Origin of the sequence: Mesorhizobium sp. NPDC059025 (genome assembly GCF_042739655.1) — a bacterium.
GTDB lineage: Bacteria > Pseudomonadota > Alphaproteobacteria > Rhizobiales > Rhizobiaceae > Mesorhizobium.
The window spans coordinates 266,415-286,552 of sequence record NZ_JBHYIM010000008.1 but is presented as its reverse complement, the minus strand read 5'-3'; the positions used below and the strand labels follow the sequence as shown (position 1 = coordinate 286,552).

Annotated in this window: 14 protein-coding genes; 11 read left to right on the top strand and 3 right to left on the bottom strand. The window is 63.2% G+C overall.

Annotated features, from left to right (window positions below; all coding sequences use genetic code 11):
• From ACFWYE_RS20700 to ACFWYE_RS20655, 10 genes are all read left to right on the top strand, one after another.
• On the top strand, nt 1-191 hold a 191-nt coding region (locus tag ACFWYE_RS20700; RefSeq protein WP_379113936.1), incomplete at its 5' end, for a hypothetical protein.
• A 178-nt stretch (nt 192-369) separates the two neighbouring features.
• Nucleotides 370-1,308, top strand: coding sequence for a diguanylate cyclase (locus ACFWYE_RS20695; RefSeq protein WP_379073166.1), 939 nt, complete (start codon nt 370-372; stop codon nt 1,306-1,308).
• Between the two features lie 228 nt (nt 1,309-1,536).
• Nucleotides 1,537-2,493, top strand: a complete 957-nt coding sequence (gene bcsN / locus ACFWYE_RS20690) for a cellulose biosynthesis protein BcsN (RefSeq protein ID WP_379113934.1) — start codon at nt 1,537-1,539, stop codon at nt 2,491-2,493.
• Between the two features lie 164 nt (nt 2,494-2,657).
• Entirely contained in the window at nt 2,658-4,856 is a 2,199-nt protein-coding gene (gene bcsA / locus ACFWYE_RS20685; protein WP_379062491.1) for a UDP-forming cellulose synthase catalytic subunit, read from the top strand.
• Nucleotides 4,853-7,168, top strand: coding sequence for a cellulose biosynthesis cyclic di-GMP-binding regulatory protein BcsB (locus ACFWYE_RS20680; RefSeq protein WP_379113933.1), 2,316 nt, complete (start codon nt 4,853-4,855; stop codon nt 7,166-7,168). The genes bcsA and ACFWYE_RS20680 overlap by 4 nt, the downstream gene beginning before the upstream one ends.
• A 199-nt stretch (nt 7,169-7,367) precedes the next feature.
• Entirely contained in the window at nt 7,368-9,506 is a 2,139-nt protein-coding gene (locus ACFWYE_RS20675) for a cellulose synthase (protein ID WP_379113931.1), read from the top strand.
• A 152-nt stretch (nt 9,507-9,658) separates the two neighbouring features.
• Nucleotides 9,659-10,453 (top strand): 2-(1,2-epoxy-1,2-dihydrophenyl)acetyl-CoA isomerase PaaG, encoded by a 795-nt coding sequence (paaG, locus tag ACFWYE_RS20670; protein WP_379113929.1) that lies wholly within the window; start codon nt 9,659-9,661, stop codon nt 10,451-10,453.
• Entirely contained in the window at nt 10,450-10,890 is a 441-nt protein-coding gene (gene paaI / locus ACFWYE_RS20665; protein ID WP_379062484.1) for a hydroxyphenylacetyl-CoA thioesterase PaaI, read from the top strand. The genes paaG and paaI overlap by 4 nt, the downstream gene beginning before the upstream one ends.
• Nucleotides 10,891-10,964: 74 nt before the next feature.
• Nucleotides 10,965-12,275, top strand: a complete 1,311-nt coding sequence (paaK, locus tag ACFWYE_RS20660; RefSeq protein ID WP_379113927.1) for a phenylacetate--CoA ligase PaaK — start codon at nt 10,965-10,967, stop codon at nt 12,273-12,275.
• A 27-nt stretch (nt 12,276-12,302) separates the two neighbouring features.
• The gene (locus tag ACFWYE_RS20655; protein WP_379062480.1) at nt 12,303-12,899 is read left to right on the top strand and encodes a TetR/AcrR family transcriptional regulator; all 597 of its coding nucleotides are present in this window, start codon (nt 12,303-12,305) and stop codon (nt 12,897-12,899) included.
• A gap of 186 nt (nt 12,900-13,085) precedes the next feature.
• Here the strand turns inward: ACFWYE_RS20655 and ACFWYE_RS20650 are convergent, their stop codons facing one another.
• The gene (locus tag ACFWYE_RS20650; protein ID WP_379113925.1) at nt 13,086-16,517 is read right to left on the bottom strand and encodes an indolepyruvate ferredoxin oxidoreductase family protein; all 3,432 of its coding nucleotides are present in this window, start codon (nt 16,515-16,517) and stop codon (nt 13,086-13,088) included.
• Nucleotides 16,518-16,669: 152 nt separating this feature from the next.
• Between ACFWYE_RS20650 and ACFWYE_RS20645 the strand changes: the two genes are divergently transcribed.
• Entirely contained in the window at nt 16,670-17,128 is a 459-nt protein-coding gene (locus tag ACFWYE_RS20645) for an Lrp/AsnC family transcriptional regulator (protein ID WP_379113923.1), read from the top strand.
• A gap of 12 nt (nt 17,129-17,140) precedes the next feature.
• Here the strand turns inward: ACFWYE_RS20645 and paaZ are convergent, their stop codons facing one another.
• A complete protein-coding gene (paaZ, locus tag ACFWYE_RS20640) occupies nt 17,141-19,201 on the bottom strand; it encodes a phenylacetic acid degradation bifunctional protein PaaZ (protein ID WP_379113921.1) in 2,061 nt (686 codons plus the stop codon).
• A 37-nt stretch (nt 19,202-19,238) separates the two neighbouring features.
• A complete protein-coding gene (locus ACFWYE_RS20635) occupies nt 19,239-20,000 on the bottom strand; it encodes a Phenylacetic acid catabolic protein (RefSeq protein WP_379113919.1) in 762 nt (253 codons plus the stop codon).
• Nucleotides 20,001-20,138: the final 138 nt, after the last annotated feature.

The window sequence follows — 20,138 nt, the reverse complement described above, 5'->3', positions numbered from 1 at the left end:
GCTTCCAGGCGCTGCCCGGTACCGCCTTCAGCATCGAAGGCGCCAATCCCGACCGCTACAGCGCACTCCTCGACGCCGGCATCGAATACGCAACCAACAACGGCTTCTTCGCCGCCGCAAGCCTCCAGGGCGAACTCTCCGGAAACGTCCACAACGTCGCTGGAACCGCTAAAATCGGCTTGAAATGGTGATCGCCAGCGGCTGGCAGCAACCAACTGTTGGTTCTGCCAGCCGCACGTGGCTCGATACGGGCAGGAGCCGCGCTGGTGACGGTTCGTTCATGTCGATTGACATCAAACCAACGCAATCCAGTCGCACGTGATAGTATGCTAACGTACTGTCTGATGCGGGGACTTGCAGCGGCTGATGATGGAAGACATCGTTCTTCGGCTATCGGAGGTCCAGGAAATTTCCGGCGCCATGGTGGCGCTCTATGACGGTTCCGATCGCCTGAGATATGCCAATCGGGCGTTCCGCGACGTTTATTTCATCGATCCCGACGAGACGCCGCTCTGGGCGGAGATCATGCGTCGGAATTTTGCCCTGTCGCGCGGAACGATAATCCGGGCTGCCAGCTTCGAGGAATGGCTGGTTTCGACCCAGGCCAGGCGCGGAAAGGTTGGCTTTCGGGCCTTCGAGACGGATCTGTTCGACGGGCGCTGGCTCTGGATGACCGAAACCGTCGATGCCGAGGGATGGATGCTATGCATCGCCAGCGACATCACATCGATAAGGGCGACCGAGCGAAAGGTTCGGCAGGATCGCGATTTTGCCCTCAAGGTCGCCCAGACCGACGAACTGACTGGCATACCAAACCGCCGCTTCGTGCTGGCGCGGGCGGAAGAAATCATCGCCAGGGCAACTGCCGTGCCTGACAACAGCTGTGGTTGTCTGGCGATCCTCGACCTCGACAATTTCAAGAACATCAATGATCGCTTTGGCCATGCCGCCGGCGACATCGTATTGCGAGACTTTGCCATAACCATCCATGGCATGGTGCGCCGTCTCGACAGCATGGGAAGGATCGGCGGTGAGGAGTTTGCGCTCGTTTTGCCGGGCGCCTGCCTTCCAGATGCCGAAAACATCGTCGAAAGGATGCTTTCGCAGGTCCGTCAATCGCGGCCGCTGAGCATAGATACTGCCTTTGGCTACACGTTTTCGGCAGGAATTGCCCAGGCCCGGCCTGGCGATACGCTCGACAGACTATACGAGCGTGCCGACAAGGCGCTTTATCGGGCAAAGCTTGGCGGCCGGAACCGCATCTGTCTCGAAGGTGAGCCCAGAAACGAACCGGCGCCAGTGATTTGATCCGGCCTGACAGTGATAATCTTCTGGCGGCGATGCATGGTGGCAAGCGGGCCGCTGCGTTGATCCAATGTGGCAATTTCGACTCAGGCCACATCAAAATGTGATGAACCGCTAAAGGGCTGGCTTTCGCGCTTCGTTGGACAGGCCGAATCTCTTAGCTTCGGCGCCATGCGAACTTTGCTCAAAAGCAGGCTGCCTGCAGCAAAGACCGGAAAAGCACGGCCTCCCATGCTGGTTTTATCCGGCATGATGACGGGACTGCTTCTGGCCAGCTGTGCCCAGCAGACCCATGTCGGTTCGCTGTCGGACACGCAGATGGTCTCTGCCGAAAAGGCCTTCGCCTATCCTGGCCCTGGCGGACCGGCAATCACAGGGATCATCGAACGGCAATATGCCAACGCGCTTCAGCAGGAGATCGCATTGTCGACCTCCGCGCATTCTCCCGGCCAGAACATGCTGAGGGTTCAATTGTTCGGCCCCGTCGACCGCAAGGTCGCAGGGCAGACCGAATTGCGCGCGGGGTTCCTGCCGCCCAGCAACATCGGCACCGAGATGCGCCAGCTCTTTCCCGGCGTTCGCATGACCCGATCACCTTACTACGTGCAGAACCGGTACGGCCCGTTCGGCTACGCCGTCGGGCGGTCATCTTCTGGGGATACCTGTCTCTATGCCTGGCAGCGCCTGACTTCCACCGGTTCGACGCAGACGCTCATCGGCAACAAGGGTTCGATCCAGATCAGGTTGCGGCTCTGCGATCAGGCACTGCCGGAAGAGCGCCTGCTGCAGGCCATGTATGATTTCACGATCTCGTCCTATTTCCGTTCGAGTGGCTGGAATCCTTATGGCGCGGTCAATGCGCCGGATGCTTCGCTCGGCAAATCCGGCGCCCCCGTCTATCCGACGGCATCGGAGAAGTTCGCGACGGTGACAACGTCTCCAGTGCGCGAGGCTCCGTCGGTCGAGCGGGTCGTGCGACCGAGACATATCGCGCCTGCCCCACAACGCGTGCCCGCCCTGCCGGAGCCGACCGGGCCGATCGTTCCCCCGCCGCCGGGGACTGCCACATCGCAAGCAGAAACGCGGCTGCCGACAGCACTGGTTCGCCAGGTACCCACAGCAAGTCAGCCGGCGGTGATCGTGCCGCCGCCGCCGTGTGATCCGGTGAGCTCCAACTGCAAACAATGAGAAAGGAATCGCTAACCATATCTGCGGGCAGGCAGGCAACGGAGACCTGCATCGGCCATTGATTGAAGGGAGCGGGAATCGGCTTCCTGGAAGGCGCGGCGAATCCGCGTGTCGCGCGATGACCGCAGCGGCGAGGTTTGAGGAATGATGGAAAGACAGGTCTGATGCGTGGGTTGTTGATCGTGCTGCAGTGGGCGATCGCCTCCGTGGCCGTGCTGGGGCTGGTAACGCTTCCCATCAGCCTCGAGACGCAGCTGGTCGCGGGACTCTCGGTTCTCCTCGCGATGATGATCCTGAAGCTGGTCCGGCCAGACGGGATCTGGCGCCTGGTAGCGCTCGCCTTCGGCACCGCGATCGTCATGCGCTATGTCTATTGGCGCACCACCAGCACCTTGCCGCCGATCAACCAGCCGGAAAACTTCATTCCAGGCATCCTGCTCTACCTTGCCGAGATGTACAGCGTCATGATGCTGGCGCTCAGCCTGTTCGTGGTTGCGCAACCGCTGCCGTCCCGGCCATCGCGGGCGAAATTCGACGGCAGGTTGCCGACCGTCGATGTGTTCATTCCGACTTACAACGAGGAGCCGGCACTGCTGGCGAACACCATCGCCGCCGCCATGGCGATGGACTATCCGAAGGATCGCTTCACCGTCTGGCTGCTCGACGACGGCGGCACTTTGCAGAAGCGCAATTCCGATCGGCTTGCCGAGGCCGACAATGCGCAGCGGCGACATGCCGAACTGCAGCAACTGGCGAGCGATCTCGGGGCACGCTACCTCACGCGCGAGCGCAATGAGCATGCCAAGGCCGGCAACATGAACAACGGCCTGGAGCACTCGACGGGAGAGCTCATCGCGGTCTTCGACGCAGACCATGCGCCGGCACGTGATTTCCTGAAGGAGACCGTCGGCTATTTTGACGAGGACCCGCGCCTGTTCCTTGTGCAGACGCCGCATTTCTTCCTCAATCCGGATCCGATCGAACGCAACCTCAGGACGTTCGAAAAGATGCCGTCCGAGAACGAGATGTTCTATGGCGTGATCCAGCGCGGTCTCGACAAATGGAATGCCGCGTTCTTCTGTGGTTCGGCGGCGGTGCTGCGGCGGGCTGCCTTGCTCGAAACCAACGGTTTCAGCGGCGTCTCGATCACCGAGGATTGCGAGACCGCGGTCGAGCTTCACTCGCGTGGCTGGCATAGCGTCTATGTCGACCGGCCGCTGATCGCCGGTCTGCAGCCGGCCACCTTCGCTTCCTTCATCGGACAGCGCAGCCGCTGGGCGCAAGGCATGATGCAGATCCTGCGCTTCCGCTTCCCGCCGCTGAAGCGCGGCCTCTCGTTTCCGCAGCGCCTCTGCTACATGTCATCGACGCTGTTCTGGCTGTTTCCGTTCGCGCGGGCGATCTTCCTGTTCGTGCCGCTTTTCTACCTGTTCTTCGATCTCCAGATATTCACGGCGTCCGGCGGCGAGTTCATGGCCTACACGCTCGCCTACATGATCGTGAACCTGATGATGCAGAACTACCTCTATGGAGCGTTCCGCTGGCCCTGGATCTCCGAACTCTACGAATATGTGCAGACAGTTCACCTGCTGCCGGCGGTCGTTTCCGTCATGATCAATCCGAGCAAGCCGACCTTCAAGGTGACGGCAAAGGACGAGTCGATCGCACAGAGCCGGCTCTCCGAAATCGGGCGACCTTTCTTCGTGATCTTTGCCGTGTTGCTGGCTGCCGTCGCGATGACCGCCTACAAGGTTTACGCCGAACCTTACAAGGCTGATGTGACGCTGGTCGTCGGCGGCTGGAATCTGCTCAACCTTCTCATGGCCGGATGCGCCCTCGGCGTTGTCTCGGAGCGAGGCGAGCGGGCTGCGACGCGTCGCGTCAAGGTAAGCCGACGCTGCGATTTCAACTACAATGGAAAATGGTTGAAGGGCACGATCGAGAACGTGTCTGCGAACGGTGCGCGTGTCGTGGTGCCCGGCGCCGAACTCGATGACCTCGCCAGGGGAGCCGACGCGACCTTGCGGTTCATGACATTTGCCGATGACGCCGAAGGCGCCTTGCCGGTCAAGATCCGCAATTTCGAACGGACGACCGAGGGCATCGCCATCGGCTGCCGCTACACGCCGCAGGAGGCTCGGCACCATCGGCTCGTCGCCGACCTGATCTTCGCCAACTCCAGGCAGTGGGAACAATTCCAGCTGTCACGTCGCGGCAATCCCGGCCTGCTGCGCGGCACGTTCTGGTTCTTCCGGTTGGCGCTTTTCCAGACATATCGTGGACTGGTCTATTTCTTCCGCGATCTTCGTGGCCGGACAGAAATCAAGGCTGCGGCCGGTGAAACCGCGGGGCATCAGCCATGAGATGGCGGCATGTGGCCCTTGCCCTTCTCATGTCGACGGCGGCTGCCGGAGCGCAGGTGGCGCCTTTCGACATGTCGCCGGAAGCGCCGGGGCCAGCAGAGCCGGCGAAGCCGGCCATTGCCGATCCTTCGGGCTCTACAATCGGCAAGCAAACCGTCTTGCCTGCCTCCGAAAATCAGCGCCGCTATCTGATACCGTTTGGAGAGCTGGTTCTGGCAGGAGAGACCGCGCGCCGGTCGTGGGCGATCTACCTGACGCCGCAGGAGGCAGAATCTCCGGCGTCCGTGCAAATGGCCTTTCAGAATGCGATCGTCGTGGCGCCAGAGGCCTCCCGCCTGAAGCTGTCGATCAACGGCACCCGGCTGATCGACACGCCGGTGTCATCTCCAAACAGTGTTGCGCAGCTCGATGCCGCCTTGCCTGCCGGAGTTCTGCGGCCCGGGTTCAACGAAATCGTGGTGGAGACAAGCCTGCGTCACCGCACGGACTGCACGATACAGTCCACCTATGAATTGTGGACCCAGTTTGATCCAACCCGAACCTTCCTGACCTTCCAGGGGGCAGGGGCGGGGCGCTGGAAGAGTTTCGAGGACATCCGGGCCATCGGTGTCGATGAGCGCGGCGAGACCAGCTTCCGCTTCGTCGTGCCATCCTTGACCCAGGCGGTCGCGACAGCGCCCGTTGTCAGGCTGGCGGAGGCGCTGGCGATATTGGCCAATATGCCCAACCAGGCTTTCGAGCTGCGCGAAACATTGGGCAGCCCTTCGGGCCCGGGACAGGCCACCGTCGTCATCGGACCGGCAGCGGAGATCCAGCAGCTTCTGCCAAATCTGCCGGCGGGGGCATCGACAACCCCGGTGTCGGCGATGGTCGAAGAGCCTGGCAGGGCGTTTGCAACATTCGTCATCACCGGGCCCGACTGGCAGGCGGTGAACTCGGCGATAGACGAACTGATCAGGCAAGTGGATCGCCCGGCCGAAAGCCGGCGCACGAACCTTGCCACCCAGACCTGGCGCATGCCCGACGTGCCGATCTTCTTCGATGCCGGCCGCAAAAGGTTTTCCGAACTCGGAGTGCCGACGCAGGAGTTTTCCGGACGGCGGTTCAGGACTGATTTTTCAATCGGGGTGCCGTCCGATTTTTATGCCGATTCCTACGGTCATATCACCCTGCTGCTGGATGCCGCCTATTCCGAGCAGGTTCTGCCGGGCAGCCACATCGACATCTATGTCAACGACAACATCGCCGCCACGATACCGATCACGGCGGCCAGGGGAGAAATCCTGCGGCATCTGCCGGTCAACGTCACGATGCGCCATTTCCGGCCAGGGGATAACAAGATCTCCATCGAGGCCGATTTGCGCACGCAGGCCGATTCCGTCTGCGCACCCGGGGCCACCGCATCCACCAGCAGCCGCTTCGTCCTGTTCGACAGCTCCGAACTCGTCATGCCGGCATTCGCGCGTATCGGCAGGACGCCGAACCTGGCGGCGATCGGCGGCACCGGAGCTCCCTACAGCAGGGCCGTCAGCCCGGTCGCACTGGTCGTGGACAATGCCCAGCCGCAGGTACTGTCCGCAGCGGTTTCGCTGATGGCGCGGCTATCGGCCGCCGCTGGCCGACCAATTCCGTTCGACGTCACCGCAGCACCAGCAGCCATCACCGATCGCGATGCCATCTTCGTCGGTGCGGCATCCCAGATACCTGCCGCCGTGCTGTCACAGGTCGGCATCGCCGACGACAGCAGGACCGCATGGGGGGAAGCTGTCAATTCGGCAAGATCGGGAACGGATGTCACATTCGACCAATGGCGCGACAAGCTGCGTGGAAGCGGTTGGCGTGGACAGGTCAGTGCACTGGAGGACTGGCTGAGCCGGACCTTCAATCTCTCGGGCAGTTCATTGCGATTGATACCCGGGACCGACGCGCCCTATTCGCCGACAGGAAACGCCACGCTGCTCGTCGCCCAGCAAAGCAGTCCCGGCGGCTCCGGAACGTGGACGCTGGTTACGGCACCCGATGCCAGCAAACTGCATTCGGGAATGGACATGCTGACCAATCAGGCCGTGTGGCGGCAACTGGGCGGGCGCATCACCACGATCGATGCAAAGAATGCGAAGGTTGCTGTTCAACCGGCGGCGCGGACCGCCTTTGTCGAAACGCTGCCTTTCTCCATCTCCAATTATCGCCTGATCATCGCGAACTGGCTGTCGGCGAATGCGCTGTTCTACGCGCTGATCCTTGCCTTGCTGTCCATCGTCCTGGGCCTTGCCACGGCCGGCCTGCTGAGCTCAACCGGGCGGCGATCGTGAGGTGGACCAGGCACCTGACAACAGGCCGCCCGAAAAACGGCTCGATCCTGTTTGACGAATCATCGACATTTCCGGGAGAGAGCCGGGCAGGGCGAAAGACGAGGCAGCGGGTTCGGATTGTCATATCTGGAACAGAGCAGGACAGACGGAGCAGCGGCTTTGAACGCGCCCGGCCGGCCGCAAGGCGGATGAGGCATCGATGAGGTCGCTTCTCCTCCTACCAGCCGGCGTGGCTATTCTCGGGGCAGTCGCACTCGGGGGTCCGGGCCTGGTCGATCGGTTCTTGCCGCGCCAGGGTGGAGAAAACCCTTCCTCGCTGGTCAAGACGGAGGCAGTCGAGCCGGACACTCCCGCGGACGTTGTCCCGGCGCAATCGGGCGGCGGAACTTCTCCCCGATCCGGCACGACCGATCAGTCGGGCACGGTCGATGAAACGGCGTTGCGATACTTCGCGGCCAAGGGCGATACCAAACGGCTGGAGGCTGAAATTGCCCGGCTCAAGGCGCTCTACCCGGGCTGGACGCCGCCGAAAAACCCCCTTGCGACGGGGCCAGCCAGCGATCCGCAACTCGATGCGATGTGGAAGCTCTATTCCGAGGGCAAGTTCGCCGCCGTGAGGAAAGCTGTTGCTGAGAGGCAGGCTGCCGAACCGGGCTGGCAGGTGCCGCAGGATCTGCTCGAGCGTCTGGCCGTCGCGGAGGCGCGCGACCAGCTCATCGGCGCTTCCGATCTCAAGCAGTACGACAAGGTCGTGCAACTGGCTGCGACCAATGCCAGCCTGCTGACCTGCGGCGATGTCGACGTCCTGTGGCGCGTGGCCGAAGCCTTTGTCCGCACGAACCGCAAGGATCGCGCGCGCGATGCCTATCTCTACGTCCTGAAGAACTGCGACAAGTCCGAGGAGCGCTTTGCCACCGTCCAGAAGGCGCTGCCTTTGCTGCCGCGGACCGATATCGATCAGCTGCTGGCAGAAGAGCGCAAGGCGCCGGACGGCAAGGGTGAGTTCGATCCGTTGCGGACGGATATCGCGCGGCAAAGCCTGGCGAATGCCGGCGACGATCCGAAACTCCTCGTGGCGCCGGCAGACCTTGCTTTGGTTGAAAAGCTGGCGAACGATCAGGGTCTTGTCTCCGACGCGGTTCTGCTGGGCTGGTACCATCTGCGTCGCGATAGCCCCCAGGCTGCGGAAACCTGGTTCCGCCGCGCCTATGGCAAGGAGAATTCCGCCGAAACGGCACAGGGGCTGGCCCTTGCTCTCGTCGACATCAGCCGTCCGGCCGAGGCAGAGAGCGTGCTTTTCCAATGGCGGAACACCAGCGACGACACCAGGAAGGTTTATCTGGCTGCTGTCGCCAATCTTCTTGCCGTGACACCGCCGCCGCAGATTGCCGTTGAGGTGCTGGATCGCATGTCGCGTGCCGTTGCCGAGGCCAGGGATACGACCTCCGCCGAACAGTTCGGCTGGTATGCCGATGCGCTGAATCAGTTCCAGACGGCCGCGCAATGGTTCGCGCTTGCGCTTGGCTGGAAGCCCGACGACGAACCTTCGGCCTACGGGCTTGCCCTGATGCGCTGGAAACTTGCCGATCATGCCGGTGTCCGCGATATCCAGAAGGCGTGGATCGGGCGCTCGGAGCGTATCGCGAGGGTCGGCGAGCCGGAAGCGAAGCCGCGCGAGACTGGCAGGGTTCCGTCCGCCGTGCCGCCGTTGCAGCAGCCAGGACCGCAGCCGGAAACCGCCGCCAACACATCGCAGAGAGCGATGCCGCCCGATCTCGGCCCGCGCGCTGGGACGACAAGGCAGACAAGGGCTGCACCTGCAAAGACCACAGGATGCCGGGAGACGCGGGACCCAAGAGCGCTGACGCCGACGCAAGCGCTGACACGCGGCTGGTGCCTGATGGAAATCAACCGGCCGCTCGAGGCCGCCGCCGCATTCGACGTGGCGCTGGGTGGGACCGGGCAGACCCGCAGCGATGCCGCCTACGGCCAGAGCCTCGCCTATCTGCGTGCCGGCCTGGCCGACCAGGCGGCGGTTGCTTCTTCGAAGGCACCGTTGAGCAGGGAACGCGCAGTCGAGGTCCGTGTTGCCCTGCTCGAAACGCAGGCGCTCGCTGCTTTCGAACATCAACGTTATCCCGAAACGATCATGGCCCTTGAAGAGCGTGCCCGGATCGCTCCCGAGCGGATCAACCTGATGATCCTGCGCGGCTACGCCTATCTCAAGCTCTATCGTTTCGGCGATGCCGAGCAGGTGTTCCGCGCTGCCGCCGCGACCGGTGATCGCGATGCCTTGAAAGCCCTGGGCGACCTGGAGCGTGCGCGCAACCGCAACTGACGCGGTGGGATTTCATCCGGCGCTTGGGAAGCGTCCGACCAAGCCAGGCACATGCCGCGCGGTTAATCGCTGGTTTCCTTTATATTGACCGACCGGTCGGATTATGTAACTGTCAAGCCTTCGCCGAAGAGGAACTGGCGGGAGGAAATGACGTGAGCCAATCTGATCCGCTGTTGGTGGCGGTGGCCGACGGCGTCATGACGCTGACGCTCAACCGTCCGGACAAGCTGAATTCCTTCAATCCGGAATTGCATAAGGCCCTGCGTGCTGCCTTGGAGCAGGCTCGCGATGACGCGGCGATCCGTTCTGTTCTGCTGACCGGCGCTGGCCGCGCCTTCTGCGCCGGCCAGGATCTTGGCGATCGCGATCCGCGTAAGGCCGCCGAGGCGCCGGATCTCGGCCACACGATCGAGACTTTCTACAATCCACTGCTGCGTCTTATCCGCTCGCTGGACAAGCCCATCATCTGTGCGGTGAACGGCGTCGCCGCCGGTGCGGGCGCTAACATAGCGCTGGCCTGCGATATCGTGCTCGCGGCCAAATCGGCCAAATTCATCCAGGCCTTCTCGAAGATCGGCCTGATCCCCGACACCGGTGGCACCTGGACATTGCCGCGTCTGCTCGGCGAGGCGCGCGCAAAGGCTCTGGTGCTGACGGCCGAGCCGTTGCCGGCGCAGACCGCCGCCGACTGGGGGCTGATCTGGAAGGCCGTCGATGACGACCAGCTCATGGCAGAGGCAAGCGCGCTGGCGAAACGCCTGGCTGCAGGCGCGACCTTCGGCATCGGGCTGACCAAACAGGCTATCCATGCCAGCGCCGCCAACACGCTCGACCAGCAGCTCGACCTCGAACGGGACCTGCAACGCAGGGCGGGCCGCAGCGCCGACTATGCGGAAGGCGTCGCCGCGTTCCTCGACAAGCGGACGCCGGAGTTCAAGGGCAAATGACGATCGACATGGGTGATCCCAAGGCTGTCGCCGCGGCGTCGGCCGAGGCGATGTGGCGGGAGGATCGCGCTTCGCGGCATCTCGGCATGGAACTGGAACATGTCGGGCCTGGCGAAGCGACGGTTTCCTTCACCGTGACCGACGCCATGACCAACGGCCACAACACCTGCCATGGCGGTTACATGTTCACGCTGGCCGATTCCGCCTTTGCCTTCGCCTGCAACAGCTACAACCAGCGCGCTGTGGCGCAGCACTGCTCGGTGACTTTCGTTGCGCCGGCCTTTCTCGGTGACCGGCTGACGGCGCGAGCCCGCGAGGTTTCGCGCGCCGGCCGCAACGGCATCTACGACATCGCGGTGATCAACCAGAAAGGCGAGCGGGTCGCTGAATTCCGTGGCCACTCGCGCACAGTCAAGGGAACACATCTGCCGGCATAGAGCACCGTGCGTCCGCCTTCGGATGCGCAAAGGGCGTTCCAGCGTGGAACGACCGCACAGTCTGGGAGGATTGAATGGAAGACCTGTCTCCGCGCCCGGGTGATCTGGAGCCGATAGAGATTGCCTCGCGCGACGAGATTGCAGCACTTCAGCTCGAGCGGTTGAAGACGACGCTGGACCATGCCTACCGCAACTCACCGCACTACAAGGCTAAGTTCGACGCGGCTGGTGTCCATCCCGACGACCTGAGGCAGCTGTCGGATCTGTCGAAATTCCCGTTCACCGTCAAGAAGGACCTGCGCGACACCTATCCGTTCGGCATGTTCGCGGTGCCGCGCGAAAAGCTGGCACGCGTCCACGCCTCCTCCGGAACGACCGGCAAGCCGACCGTTGTCGGCTATACCCGAAACGACATCGACATGTGGGCAACCTGCGTTGCCCGCTCCATCAGGGCGTCGGGCGGCAGGCCAGGCGACATCTGCCATGTCGCTTATGGATACGGCCTGTTCACCGGCGGTCTCGGTGCCCACTACGGTGCTGAGAAGCTCGGTTGTACTGTGGTGCCGGTCTCCGGCGGCATGACAGAGCGCCAGGTGTCACTGATCGAGGATTTCAAACCGCGCATCATCATGGTGACGCCGTCCTACATGCTGTCGATCCTGGACGAATACCGGCGGATCGGTGTCGATCCGCGTTCGTCGTCGCTGGCGGTGGGCATCTTCGGCGCCGAACCCTGGACAAATGCCATGCGCGAGGAGATCCAGGGCGATTTCGACATGCATGCCGTCGACATCTACGGCCTGTCGGAAGTCATCGGTCCCGGCGTCGCCAACGAATGCGTCGAGACCAAGGACGGCCTGCATGTGTGGGAGGATCATTTCTATCCGGAGGTCATCGATCCCGAGACCGGCGAAGTGGTGCCGGACGGCGAGATGGGCGAACTGGTCTTCACCTCGCTGACCAAGGAAGCCCTGCCGATCATCCGCTACCGCACGCGCGACCTGACCCGCCTGCTTCCGGGCACCGCGCGTTCCATGCGGCGTATCGAGAAGATCACCGGCCGTTCCGACGACATGATGATCCTGCGCGGTGTCAACGTCTTCCCGACCCAGATCGAGGAACAGCTGCTCAAATGCGCGGGGCTGGCGCCGCATTTCCAGATCGTGCTGAGCCGCGAGGGGCGCCTCGATGACATGACCGTTCATGTCGAGGCCATGCCGCATGCCGTGGAGACTGCCCAGCGCACCGCTTCCGCCAAAGAACTTGCACACCACATCAAGAGCGTGGTGGGTGTCAGCACGAAGATCGTGGTCGGTGACCCCGATTCGGTCGAGCGTTCGGCTGGCAAGGCCAGGCGGATCGTCGACAACAGGCCTAAAGCATGATGATGCGCCGGACAAAGAGCTAGGAAGATGGCAAGGACGAGGGCTGCGGATTTCGACGAGAAACGGCGCAGCATTCTCGACAGCGCCGCCGCGGTTTTCGCCAAGCTCGGCATGGAGCGCGCCTCGATGGCGCAGATCGCGCAGGAGAACAACGTCTCCAAGGCGCTGCTCTATCATTACTATCCGAGCAAGGAACTGCTGTTGTTCGACATCGGCCGCACCCATCTCGTCGAGCTGGAACAGGCGATCACCGAAGCCGACCGGCCTGACCTCGAGCCTCGGCAGCGCCTGCGTCATCTCATCGGCGGCGTGCTGGAGAACTACCGCACCGCCGCCAATTTCCATCAGGTCCTGCTCAACGGCACCGGCTCGCTTTCCGAGGCGCAGAAGACCGAACTGCAGCAGATGGAACGCCGCATCGTGAAGGCATTTTCCGACGTGCTGGCTGACATCAACCCACAGCTTGGCAAAGCCCGTGCCGGCGTCACGCCGATCACCATGTCGCTGTTCGGCATTCTCAACTGGGCCTACACCTGGTTCAAGCCGAGCGGTGCGCTGAACCGCGAAGGTTATGCCGACATGGTGACTGCGCTGTTCCTCGATGGCGTGAATTCGCTGAAGTAGGGTGGCGGTGCGTCCTTCGAGGCTCGCCCTGACAGGATTACGCTCATTTTCCACCCGTCTGCGGGCTCGCGCCTCAGGATGAGGGTGATCGGCATGGCACAACGGTCCTCATCCTGAGGTGCTCGCCTGCGAGACGCTGGAAGAATAGCAAAAATTCAGGCGGGCGAGCCTCGAAGGACGCACCAATCACGCCGCCTGCTTCATCTCCGCCTTGGTCAGCAAAGCCGCCACCCGTGCCTTGACCTTTGCAACCGCCTCGTCCTTCACCGGGCCGTAGCCGCGGATATCCATCGGCGCCTTTGCCAGTTCGACCAGTTCGGCGGGAGAGCGGCCTGGAAGCTGTTCGATCATCTGGTCGACCAGTTCCCGGTACCAGCCGATCAGTTCCCGCTCCATCCGCCGTTCGGCCGTGTAGCCGAACGGATCGAAGGCTGTGCCGCGCAATCGCTTCAGCCGCGCCATGACACGCAGCGGCGTCTGGATCCACTGGCCGAACTGGCGTTTGCGGGGCCGGCCGCGCGCGTCCTTCTCGCCGCCCATGAATGGCGGCGCGAAATGATAGTTGACCTTGTAGTCGCCATCGAATTCGCGCTGGAGTTCGGCAAGGAAGCCGGTCTGCATGTGCAGTCGCGCCACTTCATATTCGTCCTTGTAGGACATCAGCTTGAACAGCGAGCGGGCAACGGCACCGGTCAGGGCCTCCGAGCCGAATGGCTGCTCGGCGCCGCGAACCCGATCCACCGTCGCGCGATAACGCTGCGCCCACGCCCGATCCTGATAGTCGGTGAGGAAAGCCTCACGCCGCGCGATCATCTCGTCCAGGTTTTCGCTGGGCGCCGGCTGATCGGGAGCAAGTGAGCGCGGATCTGCGGCAGCCAGCCGGCCGGCGGCGAAGGCCTGTTTGTTGCGGTCGACGGCGACGCCATTCAATTCGATCGCCCGTTGCAGCGCGTCGTGCGCGATCGGCACCAGGCCACGCTGCCAGGCACAGCCAAGCAGGATGATGTTGGCGAAGACGGCGTCGCCGAACAACCGCTCGGCGAGCGCGTTGGCGTCCAGAGCACGCACATTGTCGCCTCCGGCCACGCGTTCGATTTCCTTCAGCCGCCGGCGGGTCGAAAGGTCGGCATCACGCAGCCGCACGATGTCGCCGGTCGGCATTTCCGCCATGTTGACCACCGCTTGCATGCCGGGCCGATAGCAGCCGGAAGCCTTCGGTGACGACGACACCACGATATCGCCGCCGATCAAGGCATCCGCGGCACCGGCATCGATGCGCACCTGGTTGATCTGGGCAGGCGTCGCCGCAAGCCGGATGAAGGACAGCACCGGTCCGAATTTCTGCGCGAAGCCGGTGAAGTCGAGCACCGAGCTGCCCTTGCCTTCCAGATGCGCCGCCATTGAAATCAGTGCGCCGACCGTCACCACGCCGGTACCGCCGACACCGGTAACCAGCAGATCATAGGGTCTGTCGAGCGTTGGCGTCTCCGGCCGAGGCAGTGCGGCGGCGCGGGCGCTGAAATCCTCGCCGCTTGCCTGCCGCTTGCGTCGGATCGCGCCCTCCACGGTCACGAAGCTCGGGCAGAAGCCGTTCAGGCAGGAGAAGTCCGTGTTGCAGTTGGAAAGGTTGATCTTGCGCTTGCGGCCGAACGGCGTCTCCTTCGGCTCGACGCTGAGGCAGTTGGACTCGACCGAACAGTCGCCGCATCCCTCGCAGACCAGGTCATTGATCCAGGCAAAACGCTTGGGGTCTTCCATCGTGCCGCGCTTGCGCCGCCGCCGCTTTTCGGTTGCACAGGTCTGTTCGTAGATGAGCACCGAGACGCCTTTGACCTCGCGCAGGTCGCGCTGCACGGCATCGAGTTGTGAACGGTGGTGCAGCGTCACGCCGGAAGGAAATGCCGCAATGCTGAATTTGTCGGGCTGGTCGGAGACCAGCGCGATGCGGTCCACGCCTTCGGCGCGGACTTCCTGCGCGATCGCCTGAACGCTGATCGGGCCGTCCACCGGCTGGCCGCCGGTCATGGCGACCGCGTCGTTGAAAAGGATCTTGTAGGTGATGTTGGCCTTTGCCGCGATCGCCTGGCGGATCGCCATCGAACCGGAGTGGTAGTAGGTGCCTTCGCCGAGGTTCTGGAAGATGTGGCCCTTGCCGGTGAACAGCGATGACGCCGCCCAGTTGACGCCTTCGCCGCCCATCTGGATCAGAGAAGTCGTTTCACGATCCATCCAGCTTGCCATGAAATGACAGCCGATGCCGGCCAGTGCCTTGGAGCCCTCCGGCACCTTGGTGGACGAGTTGTGCGGGCAGCCGGAGCAGAAGTAGGGCGTGCGTGTCGCACCCGACACCTGGATCAGCCGCTCGGATTCCGGCAGCAGGGCCGCGGCACGGTCGAGCAGGCGCAGGTTGGGGAACACCATGTCCAGCCGCCTGGCGACGATTGGCGCCAGCATACGCGGCGACAGCTCGCCAATCCACGAGATCAGCCGGTTGCCGTCTTCGTCGCGCTTGCCGACCATCGAGTGCGGCTTGTGGCCCGGATAGTCGTAGAAATACTCCTTGAGCTGGCTTTCGATGATGCCGCGCTTCTCCTCGACGACGAGGATCTCCTTCTTTTCCTTCACGAACTCCAGCGCGTCGCGGCGCGCCAGCGGCCACACCATGCCGACCTTGTAGATGTCGATGCCGAGCTTGCGGCAGGCCTTTTCGTCCAGTCCGAGCAACCGCAGCGCTTCCATCAAGTCGAGATGCGCCTTGCCGGTGGTGACGATGCCGAAGCTGGCATCGGCAATGTCATAGATACACCGGTCAATCGGATTGGCTTCGGCGAAGGCATAGACGGCCATCTTCTTGGCCTCCATGCGTTCTTCGATCTGGGGTCCGGGCAGGTCGGGCCAGCGGTAATGCAGGCCGGTCGATGGCGGCGTGTATTCAGGCTGCTGGAACTCGCGATAGGCGACCACTTCCACCGACTGGCCGCTCTCCACCGTTTCGGAGATCGCCTTGAAGCCGACCCACATGCCGGTGAAGCGCGACAGCGCATAGCCATATTCGCCAAAGGCCTGATATTCGCCGACGGATGAAGGGTTCAGGGTCGGCATGAACCAGGCCATGAAGGCGACGTCGGACTGGTGCGGCATGGAGGACGACACGCAGCCGTGATCGTCACCGGCCACCACCAGCACGCCGCCATGCGGCGAGGAGCCATAGGCATTGCCGTGCTTCAGCGCGTCGCCGGCGCGATCGACGCCGGGACCCTTGCCGTACCACATCGAAAACACGCCTTCGACGGTGCGCTCCGGATTGGTCTCGACCTGCTGTGAGCCGAGCACAGCGGTGGCGGCAAGATCCTCGTTTACCGCCGGCAGGAATTCGATGCCGTGCTGTTTGACGAGGTCCTTGGCTCGCCACAGTTCGAGGTCGACGCCGCCGAGCGGCGAACCGCGATAGCCGGAAACGAAACCCGCCGTGTTCAGGCCGCGTTCCTTGTCGCGCCGCGCCTGGTCGAGCGTGATGCGCACCAGCGCCTGCGTGCCGGTGAGGAAGACACGGCCGTCCTTCTTTGTGTAGCGGTCGTTGAGATTGTAGTCGGCAAGAGAGGGGGCAGCGTCAGCCACGGCGGGAATCTCCCGAAAGGATACCATCCGATCCAGTGTACGCTTGCTGCTTGAAATATCCTGCCAGTCTCACCCCGGTTTGCTCGCGATGTGGTCAATTATACCGGGATCAGATATAGGATTGGTATAATTGACCAGGGGACGAAATTTCAATGCAACTCACCGAACCGGACCGGATTCTGCTGCGGCTGCTGCAGCAGGACGCCCGGATCTCCAACCAGGAACTGGCTGAGAAGGCAGGCATGTCGGCGTCGGCCTGCTGGCGACGGGTTCGGTCGCTGGAAGAGGCCGGTATCATTTCCGGCTATGGCGCCGTCGTCGATCCGATGAAGGCCGGCTTGAGTTTTTCCGCCGTTGTGCATGTCATGCTGTCGCGGCACGAGGCGGATCACGTCGCCACTTTCGTCTCGCGTGTCGCGGCACGGCCTGAGGTGCTGGAGTGTTTTTCAACCACCGGCGAGGCCGACTACCATTTGCACGTCGTCTGCCGTGACAAGGATGCCTATAACGACTTCCTCGAACACTTCCTGTTCAGGTTGCCCGGCATTGCCCATGTGCGCACCAATCTGGTGCTCAAGGACATCAAGGTGCACGGGGAGGTGCCGGTCTGACGTTTCCTGCGATTACTGCGGCCAGGTCTTCGCCACCATGGTCAGCACGTCGTACTGCGCCACCACCTGCGTGTCCTGGTTGGTCACCGCGCAATCCCAGCGCACCTCGCCATAGCTTTCGGTCTCGCGCGGGTTGATCTGCTTGGCCGTCAACGTCACTTGCAGCGTATCGCCCGGGTTGACGGGCGTGAGGAAGCGCAGCGAGTCCACGCCGTAGTTGGCAAGCACCGGCCCCGGCGCCGGGTCGACGAACAGGCCGGCAGCGAAGGACACGATCAGGTAGCCATGCGCCACCCGCCCGTCGAAGAACGGGTTTGCCTTGGCCGCCTCCTCGTCCATATGGGCATAGAAGGTGTCGCCGGTGAAACTGGCGAAATGCTCGATGTCCTCCAGTGTCACCGTGCGTGTACCCGTCACCAGCTGGTCGCCGATTTCCAGTTCGGCCAGTGATTTGCGGAAGGGGTGCGTAGTGTCGTGCCTGGCCTTCGCGCCCTGCATCCAGCGGCCGGTGACTTCCGAAAGCAGCCAGGGCGCTGCCTGCACTGCAGTGCGCTGCATGTAATGCTTGACCGAGCGCATGCCGCCGAGTTCTTCACCGCCGCCAGCACGGCCGGGTCCGCCGTGCACCAGCACCGGCAAGGGTGAGCCATGGCCGGTCGACGACTTCGCGCTGGCGCGATTACCGATCATGACGCGGCCGTGCCAGGGGCCAAGCGCATGCACGGTATCGCGCGCGAATACCGGGTCGTTGGTGAAGACGGATGCTACCAGGCTGCCCTTGCCACGCCTTGCGAGCGTTGCGGCCTCCTCGGCGGTTTCGTAGGGGACGATCGTGCTGACCGGCCCGAAGGCTTCCACATCATGCACAGCCTTCGCCGTGTTCGGCCTGTCGCAATAAAGCAGGACCGGGCTGAGAAACGCGCCCGCTTCGGCGTCGCCGGAGGCGACATTCGGCCGGTCCGGGTCGCCAGCGACGATTTCGGCATCGCCCTGCAGATCCTTGATACGCGCCCGCACCTCGTCGCGCTGCGCCAGGCTCGCCAGCGGTCCCATCTTGATGCCTTCCTCGCCGGGATTGCCGAGCGGTGTCTTGGCCAACCGATCGCCGAGCGCCTTGATAAGCGCGTCGACGCTGGCGCGCGGCGCGATTACCCGACGGATCGCCGTGCATTTCTGGCCGGCCTTGGCGGTCATTTCGCGGGCTACTTCCTTGACGAAGAGGTCGAACTCCTCGGTGCCGGCGACTGCATCGGGTCCGAGGATCGCCGCGTTGAGTGAATCCGCCTCCATGGTGAAGCGCACGGAATTCTCGATGATCGCCGGATGCGCCTTCAGCTTGCGCCCCGTCGTCGCCGAGCCGGTGAAGGTCACGACATCCTGGCAGTCGACATGGTCGAGCAGGTCGCCGACGGAACCGCTGACAAGCTGCAAGGCGCCCTTGGGAAGGATGCCGAGGTCGATGATGCGGCGCACCATCAGCTCGGTGAGATATGCGGTCTGGCTTGCCGGCTTGACGATTGCCGGCATGCCGGCAAGCAGCGTGGGGGCGAGCTTCTCCAGCATGCCCCAGCAGGGGAAATTGAAGGCGTTGATGTGAATCGCCACGCCTTCCAGTGGGCTCAGTATATGCTGGCCGGAAAAGCTGTTGTCGCGCGACAGCAGCTCGACGTCGCCATCGACCAGCGTGTGGGTGTTGGGCAACTCGCGCCGGCCCTTCGATGCGTAGGAAAGCAGCGTGCCGATGCCGCCCTCGATGTCGATCCAGCTGTCGGTGCGGGTCGCCCCTGTCGCCGTCGACAGGGCGTAGAACTCTTCCTTGGCTTCCATAAGCGCCTGACCCAGCGCCTTCAGCATCAGCGCCCGCTCGTGGAAGCTCATCCTGCGCAGTGTCGGGTTGCCTGTTTGGCGGCCAAAGTTCAGCGCCGCCTTGAGGTCGATGCCGCTGGCATCGATCAGCGCTACCGGTTCGCCGGTAGCGGCATCGAGCAGCGGCAACGCCTTGCCGGCTCCGCGGACCCATTGCCCGGCGATGTAGGATTCCAGCTGGCGGACATTTTTCACGGGCGCATTCATGGCTGGCTCCTCGATGACTTTAAAGGCGAGCAGGGGATCAGTTGAGACCGATATCGCCCAGCAAACCGTCGACCTGGCGCGCCCATTCGGCCGCGAGTTCCGCATTGCCGGTATGACGCAGGCCGAATTTTTTCTGCGTGCCGAAGTTCTGGGAGGCGTTGGCACCGAAGCTCGCCGCGACGCGCGGGCGCCAGTAGGCGATCGATTCCGCAATGGCCGGCTTGTTGGCCTCGTCCTTGAGCAGCTTGCGCAGGCCCTCTTCGCCAAGCTCCATGTGCCGGCGCTCCCGCGGCAGGATCGCCCGGAAGATGTCGCCGAGCGGCTGGTAGGACAGTCTTGAAAATTCGTCGAGCTGGATCGTCACCGCCCGGCCCATCAGCACGTTCATCACGACCGCATCGAGCCAGTCCTGCAGCGGATAATGCAGCACGGCCAGCCGCATATCCGAGCCGTGGCGGGCCGCGCCGAGATCGCTGTCGCGCGCGACGCGCGCGGTCCAGGGATGGTGGCTGGCGTAGCGCGAAACATCGGCACCGAACTCGCCCATCACGGCAAGCACGCGTTCGGCATGGTCGAATTTCTCCAGCACGATACGTGAGGCCGCGATGCGTTCCTTGATGCCGGGTCCCTGGTTGATGATGTCGGCAAACCCTGCGGCGCCGGCCAATTCGCTATCGACAAAGGTCGCCATCAATCGCAGCAACTCCCCGCGATAGCGCGGCGGTGCGTTCTCCGGCGTCGTCAGCTTGCCGCCCTGGGCGAGATAGTCCTCCAGCGGCATGGTTTCGGTGTCAGACATGGTCGTACCTTGTCGGTATGAACCGCACGCGCGCATTCCTTCTCCCCTTGTGGGAGAAGGTGGCCGAGCCAAAGGCGAGGTCGGATGAGGGGTGCTGGACGGAGTGCGATCTTTCCGGACGGGGTGTGGTGTTGAAAC

Coding starts and splice junctions, on each gene's coding strand:
- ACFWYE_RS20695 (WP_379073166.1), top strand. CDS start 370: ATGGAAGACATCGTTCTTCGGCTATCGGAGGTCCAGGAAATTTCCGGC.
- paaZ (WP_379113921.1), bottom strand. CDS start 19,201: ATGAATGCGCCCGTGAAAAATGTCCGCCAGCTGGAATCCTACATCGCC.
- bcsA (WP_379062491.1), top strand. CDS start 2,658: ATGCGTGGGTTGTTGATCGTGCTGCAGTGGGCGATCGCCTCCGTGGCC.
- paaK (WP_379113927.1), top strand. CDS start 10,965: ATGGAAGACCTGTCTCCGCGCCCGGGTGATCTGGAGCCGATAGAGATT.
- ACFWYE_RS20675 (WP_379113931.1), top strand. CDS start 7,368: ATGAGGTCGCTTCTCCTCCTACCAGCCGGCGTGGCTATTCTCGGGGCA.
- ACFWYE_RS20635 (WP_379113919.1), bottom strand. CDS start 20,000: ATGTCTGACACCGAAACCATGCCGCTGGAGGACTATCTCGCCCAGGGC.
- ACFWYE_RS20680 (WP_379113933.1), top strand. CDS start 4,853: ATGAGATGGCGGCATGTGGCCCTTGCCCTTCTCATGTCGACGGCGGCT.
- ACFWYE_RS20645 (WP_379113923.1), top strand. CDS start 16,670: ATGCAACTCACCGAACCGGACCGGATTCTGCTGCGGCTGCTGCAGCAG.
- ACFWYE_RS20655 (WP_379062480.1), top strand. CDS start 12,303: ATGGCAAGGACGAGGGCTGCGGATTTCGACGAGAAACGGCGCAGCATT.
- paaI (WP_379062484.1), top strand. CDS start 10,450: ATGACGATCGACATGGGTGATCCCAAGGCTGTCGCCGCGGCGTCGGCC.
- bcsN (WP_379113934.1), top strand. CDS start 1,537: ATGCTGGTTTTATCCGGCATGATGACGGGACTGCTTCTGGCCAGCTGT.